Here is a 15661-nt window from a genome sequence, read left to right on the forward strand (position 1 = left end):
CCGCCGACAGCGAGCACCAGGACGCCGCGGGCGCGCCCTTCCTCGTGGTGCTCCTGCGGACGCCGGCCGCGCCGGACGGGCCCGGCGTCCGGGGCGCGCGTCCCTGAGCGCACGGGGAAGAACCCGGTGTCCGCGGGCACGCGGGCCCGCTTGTCACTTTGTCGCTACGACGGCTACTAATCTGTCCTGCGTGCCGGCGGCATCAGCCGGTGAGGAAGGACGCCGTGAACGACAACGACGAGGCTCTCTTCGAGACCGACGAGGTGACCGCCGCCCCCGACGAGCTGGGCCCGACCGGACGGCCGTTCCCCGACCTCCCCGAGCCGACCCCGCCGCGCGACGGCCCGAAGAAGGCCGTCATCATCGCAATGTGCAACCAAAAGGGCGGCGTCGGCAAGACCACGACGACGATCAACCTGGGCGCCGCGCTCGCCGAGACCGGACGCCGCGTCCTGCTCGTCGACTTCGACCCGCAGGGCTCGCTGTCGGTCGGGCTGGGGGTGAACCCGCACACGCTCGACCTGTCGATCTACAACCTGCTGCTGTCGCGGGACACCGACGTCCACGACGTCATCCTGGAGAGCCCGGTCGAGAACATGGATCTCCTGCCGGCCAACATCGACCTGTCCGCCGCCGAGGTGCAGCTCGTCTCCGAGGTGGCCCGCGAGCACACGCTGCGCCGGGTGCTGAAGGACGTCCGGGGCGAGTACGACGACATCCTCATCGACTGCGCGCCCAGCCTGGGCCTGCTGACGGTGAACGCGCTGACGGCGTCCGATCAGGTGATCATGCCCCTGGAGTGCGAGTTCTTCGCGCTGCGCGGCATTGCCCTGCTCACCGACACCATCGGCAAGGTGACCGACCGGCTCAACCCCGACCTGGAGATCCTCGGCATCCTCGGCACGATGTACGACTCCCGCACGATCCACTCGCGCGAGGTGCTCGAGCGGGTCGTCGAGGCGTTCGGCGAGCAGGTCTTCCACACCGTCATCAAGCGGACGATCAAGTTCCCCGAGACCACCGTCGCCGGCGAGCCGATCACCACGTACGCCCCGAGTTCGCCGGGCGCGATCGCCTACCGCACCCTCGCGAAGGAGGTGTTGGCTCGGTGTCACGACGCGTAGTGCTGCCGGGGGCGTCCGAGCTGTTTCGTCCCACGGGCCAGACGCCCGAGGCGCCCGACGACCGCGAGCCTGATCGCGGTCCGGCCCACGACGGACGCCGCGGCCGCCCGGCCGCGGAAGACCCGGCTGGCGACACGGGCCCGCGGGGTTCCGGGGACTCCGAGCGCCCGACCGGTGCCGGACGCCGGCGGCCGCAGGCGTCCGGGCGGGTGCGGCACGAGGAGAAGATCACCGTCTACGTGAGCGCCGACGAGCTGCTCGCGCTCGAACAACTGCGGCTCACGCTGCGCGCCGAGCACGGCGTGGCGGCGGACCGCGGGCGCATCGTCCGCGCGGCGATCGCCGAGGCGCTCGCGGACGTCCACGATCACGGCGAGGACGCCGCCCTCGTCCGGCGCCTCGGCCAGCGCTGACCGTGGCCCGGGCCGACGCGCCGAGGACGCCGGGCGGGCCGGGCGCGGCGTCCGATCCGACGGCTGCGGCGTCCGACCCGATGCGGGAGGCGTCCGACGGGAAGCCCGCCCCGTTCACGGTGCGGCTGACCAACTTCGAGGGGCCGTTCGACCTGCTCCTGCAGCTCATCGGCCGCCACAAGATGGACGTCACCGAGGTCGCCCTGCACAAGGTCACCGACGAGTTCATCGCCTACATCCGGCGCGGGTCGTCGGGGGCCGGCGGCGAGCACTGGGACCTCGACCAGACCACCTCCTTCATCGTCGTCGCCGCGACGCTGCTCGACCTCAAGGCCGCGCGGCTGCTGCCGCAGGGCGAGGTCGAGGACCCAGAGGACCTCGCCGTCCTCGAGGCGCGCGACCTGCTGTTCGCCCGGCTGCTGCAATACCGGGCGTTCAAGGAGATGGCCGCGATCATCGTGGCCACCCTGGACGCCGAGTCGCGCCGGTTCGCGCGTCCGGGCGGCCTGGAGGAGCACTTCGCGAGCCTGCTGCCCGAGGTCGTGCTGAACGTCGATCCCGAGCGGTTCGCCTGGCTGGCCGCGAAGGCGATGGCCCCGCGGGAGAAGCCCGAGATCAGCCTCGCCCACCTGCACGCGTCGACGGTGAGCGTGCGGGAGCAGGCGTCCGTGGTGGTCCGGAAGCTGCGAGGCGCCGGCACGGCGACGTTCCGCGCGCTGGTGGCGGACGCCGAGGAGCGGCTCGTCGTCGTCGCACGGTTCCTGGCGCTGCTCGACCTCGCCCGCAAGCACGCCGTCGCGTTCGAGCAGTTGGAGGCGCTGGGCGAGCTGACCATCCGGTGGACCGGCGGCGACGCGGACGACGTCGCCGTCACCGACGAGTTCGACGCGCCGCCCACCCCCGAACCCGCGTCCGGCAACGAGGAGCGCCCATGACCGACGAAGCGACGCCCGCGCCCGAGCAGGCGCCGACCCCGACGGGCCCGGGCACTCCCGCGGAGGCGCCGCCGCCCACCCCCGAGGCGGTCGCCGGCCCCCTGGAGGCCCTGCTGCTCATGGCGACCGAGCCGATCTCGACGGCGGAGCTGGCCCAGGCGCTCGACGTGCCGAAGCCCGTCGTGTGGGACGCGCTCGACCAGCTCCGCACGTTCTACGACGAGACCGGGCGCGGGTTCGAGCTGCGCGAGGTGGGCACCGGGTGGCGGTACTACACGCGTCCGGAGCACCACGACGTGATCGCCGCCTGGGTGCTGGAGGGCCAGCAGGCGCGCCTGTCGCAGGCGGCCCTCGAGACGCTGGCCGTGGTCGCCTACCTGCAGCCGATCTCCCGGTCGCGCGTCGGCGCGATCCGCGGCGTGAACGTCGACGGCGTCATGCGGACGCTCGTCACCCGCGGCTTCGTCGAGGAGGGCGAGCGGGACGCCGAGACCGGCGCGATGCTCTTCCGGACGACGACCCACTTCCTCGAACGCATGGGTCTCAACGACCTGCACGACCTGCCGCCGCTCGCGCCGCACCTGCCGGAGGCGTCCCTGCTGGAGGCCGAACTGGCCGGCCTCGCCGCCCAGCCGGACGCCTCGGCCATACTGGACGCCGACCGCGAGGGCCACGCTCGCGGCGACCACACCGACGAGGAGGCGCAGGCGTGAGCCACGACGACGACGGAACCGAGGGCGTCCGGCTGCAAAAGGTGCTCGCGCAGGCGGGCATCGCGTCCCGGCGCAACGCGGAGATCATGATCGCCGAGGGCCGCGTCGAGGTGAACGGCGAGCCGGTCATCGAGCAGGGCCGCCGGGTCGACCCGGCGCGCGACACGATCCGCGTGGACGGCAAGCGCATCCCGCCGCCGCGCATCCACGTGTACCTGATGCTGAACAAGCCCAAGGGCGTCGTGTGCACCATGGACGACCCGGAGGGGCGCCGCACGGTCGCCGACCTGCTGACGACGCGCAAGGAGCGGCTCTTCCACGTCGGACGCCTCGACACCGACACCGAGGGCATGTTGCTGCTCACCAATGACGGCGACTTCGCCCAGCGGATGAGCCACCCGAAGTACGAGCTCACGAAGACGTACGTGGCCGAGATCGAGGGCGTCCTCGACCAGAAGACCGCCGCGCGCTTGCGCCGCGGCGTCACGTTGGAGGACGGCAAGATCAAGCCCGACCGCCTCAAGGTCGGCGCGATCGGCGGCAACCGGACGATGGTGACCGTCGTCCTGCATTCGGGCCGCAACCGCGTCGTCCGGCGCATGTTCGAGGCGGTCGGGCACCCGGTGCGGGCGCTCACGCGCATCCAGATCGGCCCGGTGCGCATGGGCCGGCTCAAGGTGGGGGAGTACCGCGACCTCACGCGCGACGAGCTGGGCGCGCTGCTGGACGCCGTGAAGCTGTAGCGGGCGGCGTCCGGGATGCGCGTCTACGGCCTGGAGACCGAGTACGGGCTCGTCGCCCGAGTCCGGGAGGGCGCGGCGATCAGGCGCCTGAGCGCCGACGACGCCGCCCAGCGGCTGTTCGCGCCGCTCGCGCGGGAGCATCGCTCGACGAACGTCTTCCTGCGCAACGGGGGCCGCGTCTACCTCGACGTCGGGTCGCACCCCGAGTACGCGACCCCCGAGTGCCGGACGCCCGCCGACCTGGTCGTCGCCGAGCGCGCCGGCGACGAGGTGATGGCCGGCCTCGTCGAGCGGGCGGTGGCCGCCGAGCGGGCCGAGGGCCGCGAGACGGCGTTCGTCCTGCTCAAAAACAACATCGACCCGTACGGCAACACGTACGGCAGCCACGAGAACTACCTCGTCGGCCGCGACGCCGACCCCGACGCCCTCGCGGCGTGGCTCGTCGGCTTCCTCGTCTCCCGGCAGTTGATCGCCGGCGCCGGGCGCTGGCGCCGGGGCGTCTTCACGCTGTCGCAGCGGTGCGACGCGCTGGCCGAGGTCGTCTCGAACCAGACCACGCGCTCGCGTCCGCTCATCAACACCCGCGACGAGCCGCACGCCGACCCGCGCGTCCACCGGCGCCTGCACGTGATCAGCGGCGACTCGAACTGCTCCGATCGGGCGAGCCTGCTGAAGGTGGCCGCCGCCGAGCTGGTGCTGCGGCTGGCCGAGTCGGGACGCCCCGCGCCGCCGGCGCCGGTCGACCCGCTGGCGGCCCTGCGGGCGTGGGGGCGCGATCCGGGGGCGGGCGTCCGGCTGGCCGACGGGACGCAGGCGTCCGCGTGGGAGGTGCAGGAGCGCTACTGCACCCTCGCCCGGGAGGTCGCCGAGCCCGCCGCGTGGCAGCCGTGGCGCGACACGCTCGACGCGCTCACCAGGGGGGACGCCCCGCCGGCGGCCGAATGGGCGGTGAAGAAGCGCCTCATCGAGGCGCATCGCGACCGGCACGGCCTCGCGGACGCCGACCCGCGCCTCGACGCCCTCGACCTGCGCTGGCACGAGCTGGGCACCCTGCCCGACGGGCGTCCCCGCGGTCTCGCCCGGCTGCTGGAGGCCCGCGGCGCGCTGCCGCGCGTCTCGCGTCCGGACGCCGTCGCCGCCGCGCTGCGCGAGCCGCCCTCGCCGACGCGCGCCCGGGTCCGCGGGCGCCTCGTCGCCGCCGCCCAGGACGCCGGCCGCGACGTCGCGGCCGACTGGGCGTCCTTCGTCGTGCACGATCTGCCGGACCACCCCGGCGGACGCCGCCCCGCCGACGTCGCCCTGCGGCTTGACGACCCGTTCGCGGCCGACTCCCCGGAGGCCGACGCCCTCGTCGCCCGGATGGCTGTCGAGCCCCGGCTGAGCGTCGTGGGAGGTTTCGTGCCGCCGCCGTTGCGGGGCGAGGACGGGGTTGCGCGTCCCTCGCGCGGGTGACGGGGCTCCCGACGACACCCCTGGTTGACAAGGGAGTTCGCGCCGATCTTCGCGCGGCGCGGGCCGTCGGACGCCCCTCGGGCGCCCGCGCACGGTCCCGCGGAGCCGCGTCGATGCGGCGTCTCGTCCGCTGGTCGTTCACACTAGTTCCCGGAAGTGAACGAGGGCCGGGAGGGTGCATGCGGTGGGCGACGGTTCAGGCCGGGTGGAGGGAGCCCGACCTGGGGGTCGCCCCCCGCAGGAAGGGCCCGTGGGGATGGGGACGCCGGAGCGTCGGCGCCCCCGTGCCCGGGCCGGACTGGGTACCATCGGGCGCGTGCTGAACCGGTCCCGCCTCAGTGTCCTTGCCCTCACCGCCGCCGTCGGGCTCGCCCTGGCGGGCTGCGGCGGCCCCGCCTCCACCGCCACTCCGGGCAACGAGTCCTCGCCCGACGTCTCGGCGGCCTCGCCCGGCGCGACGGCCGCGACGCCCACGCCGACGGCGTCCGCGACCCCGAGCGTGAAGCCGGTGAACAACCTCGACGCGATCACGGTCGCCGGGGCCGCCGGCAAGGCCCCGCAGGTGACGATCAAGACCCCGTATGCGGTCGACGAGACCCGCTCGAAGGTGCTCACCCCCGGCAACGGCCCGACGGTGCAGGAGGCCGGCTTCATCGACGTGAACTATGTCGGCGTGAACGGCCGCACCGGCAAGGTGTTCGACAGCTCGTTCAAGAACGGGCAGTCGGTCTCGTTCCCGCTCGACCAGGTCGTGCCGGGCTTCAAGAAGGGCCTCGCGGGCAAGAAGGTCGGCGACCGCGTCCTCATCGCGATGCCGGGCGCCGACGGCTACGACGCCTCGGGCGGCAACGCGCAGGCGGGCATCAACGTGGGCGACACGCTCGTGTTCGTCGTCGACATCGTGGGCACGCAGCTCACGGGGCCGTCCGGCACGCCGGTCGCCCCGAAGGCCGGGCTGCCGACCGTTGCCGACGAGGGCGGCAAGCCGGTGATCACCGTCCCGAAGGCCGCGGCCCCGACCGCGCTCGTCGCGCAGCCACTGGTCGACGGCAACCAGGCGCACAAGCTCGCGGCGGGCGACTCGATCGTCGTGCACTACCGCTCGGCGTCCTGGAAGACGGGCAAGCAGCTCGACGACAAGTACGACGCGCCGACGGTCGGCACCCTGAGCTCCACGATCCCGTGCTGGCAGAAGGGCCTCGTCGGCAAGGCCGTCGGTTCGCGCGTCCTGCTGGTGTGCCCGCCGGCCGACGGGTTCCCCGAGGGCAGCAACAACCCGCCGATCGAGAAGGGCGACACGGTCGTCTACGTGGTCGACCTGCTCTTCGCCTCCAAGCAGCAGTTGGCCTGAGCGGGCGCCGACCTCCGGACGCCGCGGCCGCCCGGCCGTGGCGTCCCGTCTCTTCCGGCGGCGCTGGAGCCGGGCGATCCCTCATCACGCCTGGCCCCAGGGGGTTTAGGCTCCCCTCATGAACCTAGAAAAGGTCGTGTTCGGGTTCTTCGTGCTGCTGTCGGCGACACTCAACTTCGGCTACGTCACGGGGGACATCTCCGACCCGATGCACCACAACGCGATCGAGCTGTACGCCGCGGTCGTGGTGAACATCATCGCGACGGTGCTCAAGCTCGGCGACCGGACGCAGATCGGCGCGATCCACCTCGCCACGAGCCTCGTCGCCGTCATCCAGCTCGCCGCCGCGACGGTGACGTGGGTGTGGGCCAGCGAGGCCACCCAGGGCGGGGTGACGCCGTACCTCATGAGCAGCGTCGTCTCGCTCGCGCTCGGGGCCGTGCTCGCGAACGTGGTGTCGGTCGTCCTGCTGGTGATCGAGACCGCGAACTTCCGCCGCCGCTGAGGGCCCCGCGATGAAGTCCGAGCGTCCCGGCTGGGCGCGCCCGCGTGCCAAGACGGCCCTGCGGCGCATCCGCGTCGACCCGCCGCAGGGGTCGGCGTCCGCCGATGCGATCTTCATCCTGATGCGCCGCATGCGCGGCCCGCTCGTCTTCGTGATCTGCGTGTTCGCGGTCGACGTGCTCGGCCTCGCCCTCATCCCCGGCGTGGACGCCGCCGGCCAGCCCTACCGGATGACGGCGTTCGACGCCTTCTACGTCATGAGCTACACGGCCACGACGATCGGCTTCGGGGAGTTGCCGCACTCGTTCACGACCGCCCAGCGCATGTGGCTGACGTTCGGGATCTACACGTCGGTGGTGGGCTGGGCGTACCTGGTCGGCGTGATGTTCAGCATCATGCAGGACCACTCGTTCCGTCACGCCGTGACGCTGCAGCGGTTCGCGCGCAAGGTTCGCTCGCTGCGGGAGCCGTTCCTCATCATCGCCGGCTACGGCCAGATGGGCCGCGGCGTCACCGAGGCGCTCGACGGCCTCGGGCGCCGGCTCGTCGTGATCGACGAAGACGGCGTCCGGTTGGACGCCTTGGCGGGCGGCCGGCTGCGGATCGACGTCCCCGGCATCCAGGGCGACGCGCGCGACCCCGACACCCTCGGTCTGGCCGGGCTCGGGCATCCGTACTGCGAGGGCGTCCTCGCGATGACGACGAACGACCACGTGAACCTGTCGATCGTCATGACCGTGCAGTTGCTGCGTCCGGAGGTGCCGGTCATCGCCCGCTCCAACGACCGCGCGACGGTCGGCGCGATGCGCGACTTCCGGGCCGACGGCGTCATCAACCCGTTCGACGACTACGGCAACCTGCTGCTGATCCGGCTGCAGCGGCCGGCCGTGTACCAGCTCGTCACCTGGCTGCTGTCGCCCTACGACTCGCCGCGACCGCCGCGGGTCGAGGGGCTGGCGGAGGGCCGCTGGGTGGTGCTCGGCGACGACCGGTTCGGCGACGAGATCGCCGACGACCTGCGCACCGCCGGGCTCGCGGTCGACGTCATCTCGCCCGCCGACGGTCGCCCCGAGATGGGGGACGCCGTCGGGTTCGTCGCCGGCACGTCCGACGACGCGCTGAACCTCTCGATGGCCGCCCATGCGCGCCTGTCGCACCCCGAGATCTTCCTGTCCGTCCGGCAGCGGTCCGACCGGACATCGCCGCTGCTGAAGGCGTTCAACGCCGAGTCGGTGTTCATCCCGGCCCAGCTCACCGTGCAGGAGGCGCTGGCCCGCGTCATCACCCCCGATTTCTGGGGCTTCATCCGGTGGGCGCGCACGCAGGACGACGCGTGGGCCGCCGAGTACCTCGACCACGTCGTCGACCGGTGCGGGGAGGGTTCTCCGGACAGTTGCCGGATCGTCCTCGACCGCGCCTCCGCGCCGGGCGCCCTGTGGTGGCTGCAGCGCCACGAGCTGACGCTCGGCGACCTGCTCCGCGACCCCGACGCCCGCGAGGACCGGCTCCCGCTGGTGTGCGTCGGCCTGCGCCGCGCCGGGCACTCACAGTTCGCCCCCGGCGACGACACCACGGTGCGCAAGGGCGACGAGTTGCTGCTCATCGGTCGCCTGTGGGCGCATCGCACCTTGTCCCAACTGCTGTACGACGAGGCCCAGATCGAGTACGTCGCGACCGGCAACCGCGTCCCGTCGTCGTGGGTCTGGCGCAAGCTGAGCCGGCGCGTGCCGGGCGTCTGAGCGGGGCGCGGGTCAGGACGCCGGGGGCGTCCACCCCCACGGGGAGCGGGGGACGGCGTCCGGGTCGAACCGGGCGAGCAGCGTGTGCGCGGTGACGCGCTCGCCGGGCGCGCACAGGCCGAGCGACGCCCCGATCAGCGCGAGGACGCCCCCGGCCGTCAGCCCGGACGCCGTGAGGTCCGCGAGCGTCACCGCGCCGTCGCGCTTGGCGAGCCGGCGTCCGTCGGGGCCGAGCACGAGCGGCACGTGCGCGTACACGGGGGCCCGGCCCCCGAGCCGGCGCGTCAGCCAGGCCTGGCGCGGGGCGCTGGAGAGCAGGTCGTCCCCCCGGACGACCTGGTCGACGCCCTGGGCCACGTCGTCGACGACCACGGCCAGGTTGTAGGCGAACGCGCCGTCGTTGCGCCGGACGACGAAGTCGTCGACGACCCCCGACACCTCCCCGGCCCAGACGTCGCGCACGGTCTCGGTGACGTCGCCCGCCCGCACCCGCAGCGCGGGGGGACGCCGCGCCCGCCGCTCGGCCCGCTGGGCCTCGGTCAGGTCGCGACACGTGCCGGGGTAGGGGCGATACCCGTCGCCGTGCGGCGCGCTGGACGCCTCGCGGATCTCGGCGCGCGTGCAGAAGCACTCGTAGGTGGGGAGGTGAGCGAGGGCGTCCTCGTACAGTCCGAGCCGCTCGGACTGCCGCACGACCAGCCCGTCGGCCTCCACGCCGATCGCGGCGAGGTCGGCGAGCTGCCGCGCGACGACGCCCTCGGCGGCGGCGACGCGGGCGGCGTCCAGGTCTTCGATCCGGACCAGATGCGTGCGGCCCGTCGCGCGGGCCATCAGCCACGAGAGCAGCCCGGTGCGCAGGTTGCCGAGGTGCAGATCGGACGTCGGGCTGGGGGCGAAGCGCCCTGCCCCGGCGGGTGTGAGGGAACTCACCGACAACTGATTCGCCAAGTGTCCTCCTCGGGGCCAAAATTCATTCTATGCGTCGTACCGTTTCCTCCTCCCTCACCTCTCCCGTGGGCGACACCGCCAGCATCGTGCTGAGCGTCGCTGTCGCCGCGAACACGCCCTGCTCCGAGCAGTTGGACATCACGCTCGACGGGGCCCCGCTCCAGTACTCCGAGCTGACCTCCGACGGGCTCACCCGCCTCCACGTGCTCCACGGCGTCCAGCCGGGCATGCTCGAGGTCAACTACAGCGCCACGATCGAGGGCCTCGGCGACCCGGCGCCGGTCACCGACCTCGACCGCATCGTCTACACGCGCCCGTCGCGCTACTGCGACTCCGACACGATGATGCCGGTCGCCCGCGCGACCTTCGGCACCAAGACCGGCAAGGATCTGCTGGACGCGGTGAGCTCCTGGGTCGGCCAGCAGCTCACCTACGTCTCGGGGTCGAGCCGCCCGACCGACGGAGCCGTCCAGACGTACCTGGCCCGCACCGGCGTCTGCCGCGACTACGCGCACCTGTGCATCGCCCTGCTCCGCGCGTTGAACGTGCCCGCGCGGCTCGTGTCGGTGTACGCGCCCGGCCTGAGCCCGATGGACTTCCACGCCGTCGCCGAGGCCGTCGTCGACGACCAGTGGTGCGTCGTGGACGCCACGGCGATGGCACCGCGGACGTCCCTGGTGCGCATCGCGACCGGCCGCGACGCGGCCGACACGTCGTTCATGACGACGCTCTCGGGCATCGCCAACCTCGGCCAGATGACGGTCACCGCCGTCGCCGAGGACGGGCTGCCCGACGACGACGTCACCCTGCTCACGTCCCTGCGCTGAGGGGCCTCCCCCTGCGGACGCCGTCCGCGGGGCGTCCCCGCATCGCGCCGGCGCCGCGCGTTCCCGCGAGAACGCGCGGCGTCCTCGCGTTCCGCCACGGCGCGGTCGCCGGGGCGACGGCTGTCGCGTTGTTAGGCTCGGTGCGGCACCGAGGCGGAGGCGAGGGATGTCGGCACGCAAGTCCGAGCGGATCATGAACCTGACGATCTGCCTGCTCATGGCGCGCAGGTTCGTCGAGCGCGCGCAGATCAGGCAGGCCGTCGAGGGGTACGCCGGGCTCTCCGACGCGGCGTTCGAGCGCACGTTCGAGCGCGACAAAGACGAGCTGCGCTCGCTCGGCGTCCCCGTCGAGACGGGCAGCAACTCGCCGCTGTTCCCCGACGAGATCGGCTACCGCATCCGCCGCACCGACTTCGAACTGCCGCCGCTGGAGTTCGACGCCGCCGAGACGGCTGCGCTCGGCCTGGCCTCCACGGTCTGGGATTCGGCGCGGCTCGCCGACAGTACGGTGCGCGCGGTCGCGAAGCTCCGCGCCGCCGGCCTCGAGCCGGACGCCGCCCGCGCGGCCGGCCTCGCCCCGCACGTCGGGGCGCAGGAGCCCGCGTTCGAGCCGCTGTGGCAGGCCGTGCTGAGCCGGACGCGGGTCCGGTTCGGCTACCGCGGCGTCCGGCGGACCGTGCAGCCGTGGATGCTCACCTACCGCACCGGCGCCTGGTACCTGCTCGCGCTCGACGAGACCCGCGGCGAGGAGCGCCGCTTCAAGCTCTCCCGCATCGAGGACGCCCCGGCGCCCGTCGGGCGTCCGGGGGCCTACGACATCCCCGACGTCGACCTGGACGCCCTGCTCGCTTCGCTCGAGCCGTCCGCGTTCGACACGGAGGCGCTCGTCGCCGTGCGCGACGGGGCGGCTCCCGAGCTGCGGCGGCGGTCGACGCCGGCGGGGGAGACGCCCGAGCAGGACGCCGTGCCGCCCGGCTTCACGGCCTACCGCGTCCCCTACGCGGCCGCGGGTGACGTGGCGGGCGACCTGGCGAGCTACGGCCCCGACGTGCTCGTGCTGGGGCCGCCCGACGTCCGGGACGCCGTCGTCGCCCACCTGCGCGCCGCGGCGGAGGCGTGGTCATGAACTCCTCCGACCAGGTCGCGCGGCTGCTCGCGCTCGTGCCGTACCTGCAGGCCCACCCGGACGCCGACGTCCGGACGACGGCGTCCGTGTTCGGCGTTTCCCCTCGTCAGCTCATCGCCGACCTCAACGTGCTCTGGTACTGCGGGCTGCCGGGCGGCATGCCCGGCGACCTGATCGAGGTCGACATGGACGCCGTCGAGTCCGAGGGGCGCATCCGCCTCACGAACGCCGACTACCTCGCCCGCCCGCTGCGGTTCACGCTCGACGAGGCGATGAGCCTCGCCGTCGCGCTGCGCTCGCTGCAGGAGCTGGGCGACTCGGCGCTGGCGGCCGCGGTGGCGTCCGCGCTGGCGAAGCTGGAGGCCGTCGTCGGCGAGGCGGGCGGGCGCGTGGGCGTCCGGCTGGCGAGCGGCGCCGGGGGTGTGAGGGAGCGGTTGGCGGCCGCGCTGGAGCGCCGCGTCGCCGTCCGGCTGACCTACGACGGGCCGTCGCGCGGGGCGACGTCCACGCCGCTGGTCGACCCGGCGCGCATCAGCGTCGCCGACGGCTTCGCCTACCTGGACGCCTACAGCCACGAGCGCGACGCCTGGCGGACCTACCGCCTCGACCGCATCGTCGCGGTCGACCTCACCGATCATCCCGTGGCCGATCATGGGACGCCGCCGGCCATGGGCGGCGGTTGGCTCGATCACCGTCCGGACGCCGCGGAGGTCACGCTCGACCTCGCGCCGCAGGGGCGGTGGATCACCGAGTACTACCCGACCCGCGAGGTGACGCCCCTGGCGGGCGGCGGGGCGCGCGTCCGGCTGCTGGTCGCCGACCCGGCCTGGTTCCGGCGGCTGTTGCTGCGGCTGGGCCCGGCCGTACGCGGCGTGGAGCCGTCCGAGGCGGCCGGCTCGGCGGGGGACGCCGCCCGCGAGGCGCTGCGCCGCTACGCCTGACGGGCGCGGGAGCTCGGGCAGTCTCAGCGCTCGCTCAGCGAGGCCGCGGTCGACTCTGGTGCGCGACCCGTAGACTGGGCCGCGTTGCCACGACAAGGAGTAGAAATGCCGCAGTTCATGCAGGGCTGGGAATGGGTCATCCTGCTGGTGGTCGGGATCCTCGTCTTCGGTGGCTCGCGGCTCGCGGGCGTCGGCAAGAACGCCGGCCGCGCGATCCGCGAGTTCAAGGAGGAGACCCGGGCGATCAAGGCCGACGAGGAGCGGGCGAAGGCCTCGGGCCAGCAGGAGTCCGAGGAGAGTGGCGCGACGGCGTCCGACCGCGTGGTCGATGCCGAGATCATCGAGAACCGCACCGACCCGAAGCCCGACAACCCGGCCTGACCGCATGGCCCGCCGTCTCAGCTTCGGCTGGCTCAAACCGCCGAAGGTGCCGGCCGACGGCGTCATGTCGCTGGCCGACCACCTGCGCGAGTTGCGCTACCGCCTCATCCTCTCGGCGATCGTGATCGTCGTCGGGATGGTCGCGTGCGCGTTCTACTACCAGATCCTCGTGCAGCTGCTGATGCAGCCGTGGATGACGTCGGTCGAGCTGCTCAAGGGCGTCAAGCCCGACCTGGACGTGACGACCGTGCTGTCCGGAGTGACGTCCCCGCTGACCCTCGCGCTGAAGATCTGCCTCGTGGGCGGGCTCGTCGCGACGTGCCCCGTCTGGCTGTACCAGGTGTGGGCCTACATCGCGCCCGCGCTGCTGGCGAACGAGAAGCGCTACGCGCTCACGTTTCTGGCCGCAGCCATCCCGCTGTTCCTGTTCGGGGTGGTCGTCGGGTACGTCGTGCTGCCCCAAGGCATCACCGTGATGATGACGTTCACGCCCGACGTCACCGGGCTGACGAACCTGCTCGAGATCGGCGACTTCCTCAACCTGATGCTCGTGCTGATGCTGGTGTTCGGCATCGGCTTCGTCATGCCCGTGGTGGTCATCGCGCTGAACCTCATGGGCGTCGTGTCGGGGGCCGCGCTGAAGAAGGCCCGCTCGTTCGTCATCTTCGGCTGCTTCGTCTTCGCCGCCGCGGCCACGCCGGGCGGCGACCCGTTCTCGATGCTGGCGCTGGCCATCCCGATGACCGTGCTGTTCCTCGTCGCCGAGCAGATCTGCCACGGCAACGACCGGCGTCGCCGCAAGAAGCTGGCGGCGCAGGGCCTGCTCGTCGAGCAGGACTGAGGGGCGCGCGTGGACGACGGGCCGGGGGGCGTCCCCGGGCGGCTGCGCCGACTGACGCTGCTCGTGAACCCCAGTTCGGGCCGCGGCCGGGCGGGCCGGCTGCTGGCCGGCGTCCGGGATCGTCTGGCGCTGGCGCTGCCGCATACGCTCGTGGACGTCGTCCGGACCGTCGACTACTCGCACGCACAGCGTGTCGCGGCGTCCGTCGTGGGTTCGGCCCGGCGCGGGGACGCCCTCGCCGTCATGGGCGGCGACGGCATGGCCGCGATCGGGCACAACGCATGCGGGGGAACGTGGGTGCCGCTCGGGGTGATCCCGGCGGGCACCGGCAACGACTTCTGCCGCGGCGTCGGGCTGCCGACGAAGGTCGGCCCGGCCGTCGAGGCGATCGCGGGGGGCCTCACGGAGCGCATCGACCTCATGCGGGTGAGCGGCGACATTCTCGACGGGGAGCCGTCACGGCTGGTGGGTTCGGTGCTGTCGACGGGGTTCGACGAGCGCGTGAACTGGCGCACGAACCGGCTGCCGGTCGACCTCGGGGCTCCGTCGTACGCCTACAGCGTGTTCACCGAACTGCGGTCGTTCCATCCGCTGCGGTACCGGATCGAGATCGACGGGACCGCCCGGGAGCTCGACGCGATGCTCGTGGCCGTGGCGAACGCGGGGATCTTCGGCGGCGGCGTCCGGATCTGCCCCGACGCTGACGTCCACGACGGACGCCTCGATGTCACGATCGTCCACCCCGTGCCCCGGGGAGTGCTGTTCCGGCTGTTCCCGCGGCTGTTCACCGGCAGCTTCGTGACGCACCCCGCCGTCGAGACCCTGCGGGCGTCGTCGGTGCTCGTCGACGGCGACGGCCTGTACGCGATGGCCGACGGCGAGAACCTCGGACGCCCCCCGCTCGCCTGTCACGCCGAGCCCGGCGCCGTGACGATCTTCGTGCCGCGCGGGCGCGCGGCGCCGGCGTCCGCCCATGTCGGAGCCGGGTAGCCCCGACTCCCCCGGCGCCCCTGCGCCGCGGCGCTCGCGCCGCCTTCGTGGCGAACGCGGCGATCGCGTGGCTGGGCGTGGCCGGCGTCCTGACGCTGGAACTGCTCGACGGCTACGGAAGCCTGGGGTTCGACCCCGAGCCCGGCCTGTACGGCGTCCGTCCGCCCGGCTGGCCTGGAGCGCTCGGCCGCCTGGAGGACGCCGTCAGCTACTTCACGCTCTGGTCGAACGTGATGTGCGCGGTCGCGATGACGCTGGTGGCGCGGCATCCGCTGACGGACGCGTTCTGGACGTGGGCCCTGCGGCTGTCGGCGCTGCTCATGATCACCATCACCGCGATCGTGTAGGCCGTCGTGCTCGCGCCGACGATCACCCTGCGGGGCTGGTCGCTGGTGACGAACCCGTGGCAGCACATCGTCGTGCCGGTGGTCACGGTGTTGGTGTGGCTGATCTGGGGTCCGCGGGGCCGGCTCGCCTGGCGTCACGTGCCCGGGGCGCTGGTGGTGCCGCTGGTATGGGTGGCGTTCATGCTGGTCAGGGGTGCCATCGACGGGACCTACCCGTACGGCTTCACCAACGTCGCGGCCCACGGGTACCCGACCGTGCTCGCCATCATCGGGGGCGTCCTGGCGT

General features: G+C 73.1%; 18 protein-coding genes. 17 read left to right on the top strand and 1 reads right to left on the bottom strand.

Annotated elements, in window-relative coordinates; all coding sequences use genetic code 11:
• Positions 1 to 224: 224 nt before the first annotated feature.
• The 9 genes from WMJ97_RS10465 (at position 225) to WMJ97_RS10505 (ending at position 8974) form a co-directional block, all read left to right on the top strand.
• Positions 225 to 1124, top strand: coding sequence for a ParA family protein (locus tag WMJ97_RS10465; protein WP_347348936.1), 900 nt, complete (start codon positions 225 to 227; stop codon positions 1122 to 1124).
• The gene (locus WMJ97_RS10470) at positions 1109 to 1537 is read left to right on the top strand and encodes a hypothetical protein (RefSeq protein ID WP_347348937.1); all 429 of its coding nucleotides are present in this window, start codon (positions 1109 to 1111) and stop codon (positions 1535 to 1537) included. Before WMJ97_RS10465 ends, WMJ97_RS10470 begins: the two co-directional genes overlap by 16 nt.
• Positions 1538 to 1617: 80 nt before the next feature.
• Positions 1618 to 2472 (top strand): segregation/condensation protein A, encoded by an 855-nt coding sequence (locus tag WMJ97_RS10475; protein WP_347348953.1) that lies wholly within the window; start codon positions 1618 to 1620, stop codon positions 2470 to 2472.
• Positions 2469 to 3185: an SMC-Scp complex subunit ScpB gene (locus WMJ97_RS10480; protein ID WP_347348938.1), complete on the top strand. Its 717-nt coding sequence runs from the start codon at positions 2469 to 2471 to the stop codon at positions 3183 to 3185. The genes WMJ97_RS10475 and WMJ97_RS10480 overlap by 4 nt, the downstream gene beginning before the upstream one ends.
• Positions 3182 to 3928, top strand: coding sequence for a pseudouridine synthase (locus WMJ97_RS10485; RefSeq protein WP_347348939.1), 747 nt, complete (start codon positions 3182 to 3184; stop codon positions 3926 to 3928). Before WMJ97_RS10480 ends, WMJ97_RS10485 begins: the two co-directional genes overlap by 4 nt.
• Before the next feature lie 15 nt (positions 3929 to 3943).
• Entirely contained in the window at positions 3944 to 5380 is a 1437-nt protein-coding gene (locus tag WMJ97_RS10490) for a proteasome accessory factor PafA2 family protein (protein WP_347348940.1), read from the top strand.
• A 316-nt stretch (positions 5381 to 5696) separates the two neighbouring features.
• Complete coding sequence (locus WMJ97_RS10495) at positions 5697 to 6731, top strand: FKBP-type peptidyl-prolyl cis-trans isomerase (RefSeq protein ID WP_347348941.1); 1035 nt, start codon at positions 5697 to 5699, stop codon at positions 6729 to 6731.
• Between the two features lie 118 nt (positions 6732 to 6849).
• Positions 6850 to 7236 (top strand): DUF6394 family protein, encoded by a 387-nt coding sequence (locus WMJ97_RS10500; protein ID WP_347348942.1) that lies wholly within the window; start codon positions 6850 to 6852, stop codon positions 7234 to 7236.
• Positions 7237 to 7246: 10 nt separating this feature from the next.
• Positions 7247 to 8974, top strand: a complete 1728-nt coding sequence (locus tag WMJ97_RS10505; RefSeq protein WP_347348943.1) for an NAD-binding protein — start codon at positions 7247 to 7249, stop codon at positions 8972 to 8974.
• Positions 8975 to 8986: 12 nt separating this feature from the next.
• Here the strand turns inward: WMJ97_RS10505 and gluQRS are convergent, their stop codons facing one another.
• Complete coding sequence (gene gluQRS, locus WMJ97_RS10510; protein ID WP_347348944.1) at positions 8987 to 9922, bottom strand: tRNA glutamyl-Q(34) synthetase GluQRS; 936 nt, start codon at positions 9920 to 9922, stop codon at positions 8987 to 8989.
• A 29-nt stretch (positions 9923 to 9951) separates the two neighbouring features.
• On the opposite strand from gluQRS, the gene WMJ97_RS10515 reads away from it, so the two are divergent.
• The 8 genes from WMJ97_RS10515 to WMJ97_RS10550 all read left to right on the top strand — a co-directional run.
• Positions 9952 to 10749 (top strand): transglutaminase family protein, encoded by a 798-nt coding sequence (locus WMJ97_RS10515; RefSeq protein WP_347348945.1) that lies wholly within the window; start codon positions 9952 to 9954, stop codon positions 10747 to 10749.
• Positions 10750 to 10915: 166 nt separating this feature from the next.
• Positions 10916 to 11875, top strand: a complete 960-nt coding sequence (locus tag WMJ97_RS10520) for a WYL domain-containing protein (RefSeq protein ID WP_347348946.1) — start codon at positions 10916 to 10918, stop codon at positions 11873 to 11875.
• Positions 11872 to 12816: a WYL domain-containing protein gene (locus WMJ97_RS10525; protein ID WP_347348947.1), complete on the top strand. Its 945-nt coding sequence runs from the start codon at positions 11872 to 11874 to the stop codon at positions 12814 to 12816. The genes WMJ97_RS10520 and WMJ97_RS10525 overlap by 4 nt, the downstream gene beginning before the upstream one ends.
• 105 nt (positions 12817 to 12921) lie before the next feature.
• Positions 12922 to 13197 (top strand): twin-arginine translocase TatA/TatE family subunit, encoded by a 276-nt coding sequence (locus WMJ97_RS10530; protein WP_347348948.1) that lies wholly within the window; start codon positions 12922 to 12924, stop codon positions 13195 to 13197.
• Positions 13198 to 13201: 4 nt separating this feature from the next.
• Entirely contained in the window at positions 13202 to 14038 is an 837-nt protein-coding gene (gene tatC, locus WMJ97_RS10535; protein ID WP_347348949.1) for a twin-arginine translocase subunit TatC, read from the top strand.
• A gap of 9 nt (positions 14039 to 14047) precedes the next feature.
• The gene (locus WMJ97_RS10540; RefSeq protein WP_347348950.1) at positions 14048 to 15028 is read left to right on the top strand and encodes a diacylglycerol kinase family protein; all 981 of its coding nucleotides are present in this window, start codon (positions 14048 to 14050) and stop codon (positions 15026 to 15028) included.
• Between the two features lie 47 nt (positions 15029 to 15075).
• Positions 15076 to 15375, top strand: coding sequence for a hypothetical protein (locus tag WMJ97_RS10545; protein ID WP_347348951.1), 300 nt, complete (start codon positions 15076 to 15078; stop codon positions 15373 to 15375).
• A 6-nt stretch (positions 15376 to 15381) separates the two neighbouring features.
• Positions 15382 to 15661 (top strand): Pr6Pr family membrane protein (locus WMJ97_RS10550; RefSeq protein WP_347348952.1); only part of this gene is annotated, 280 nt, incomplete at its 3' end.

Source organism: Nigerium sp. (assembly GCF_039811905.1).
Lineage (GTDB): Bacteria > Actinomycetota > Actinomycetes > Propionibacteriales > Propionibacteriaceae > Propioniciclava.

Coding starts and splice junctions, on each gene's coding strand:
- WMJ97_RS10520 (WP_347348946.1), top strand. CDS start 10,916: ATGTCGGCACGCAAGTCCGAGCGGATCATGAACCTGACGATCTGCCTG.
- WMJ97_RS10500 (WP_347348942.1), top strand. CDS start 6,850: ATGAACCTAGAAAAGGTCGTGTTCGGGTTCTTCGTGCTGCTGTCGGCG.
- WMJ97_RS10475 (WP_347348953.1), top strand. CDS start 1,618: ATGCGGGAGGCGTCCGACGGGAAGCCCGCCCCGTTCACGGTGCGGCTG.
- WMJ97_RS10525 (WP_347348947.1), top strand. CDS start 11,872: ATGAACTCCTCCGACCAGGTCGCGCGGCTGCTCGCGCTCGTGCCGTAC.
- WMJ97_RS10490 (WP_347348940.1), top strand. CDS start 3,944: ATGCGCGTCTACGGCCTGGAGACCGAGTACGGGCTCGTCGCCCGAGTC.
- WMJ97_RS10480 (WP_347348938.1), top strand. CDS start 2,469: ATGACCGACGAAGCGACGCCCGCGCCCGAGCAGGCGCCGACCCCGACG.
- tatC (WP_347348949.1), top strand. CDS start 13,202: ATGGCCCGCCGTCTCAGCTTCGGCTGGCTCAAACCGCCGAAGGTGCCG.
- WMJ97_RS10530 (WP_347348948.1), top strand. CDS start 12,922: ATGCCGCAGTTCATGCAGGGCTGGGAATGGGTCATCCTGCTGGTGGTC.
- WMJ97_RS10505 (WP_347348943.1), top strand. CDS start 7,247: ATGAAGTCCGAGCGTCCCGGCTGGGCGCGCCCGCGTGCCAAGACGGCC.
- WMJ97_RS10515 (WP_347348945.1), top strand. CDS start 9,952: ATGCGTCGTACCGTTTCCTCCTCCCTCACCTCTCCCGTGGGCGACACC.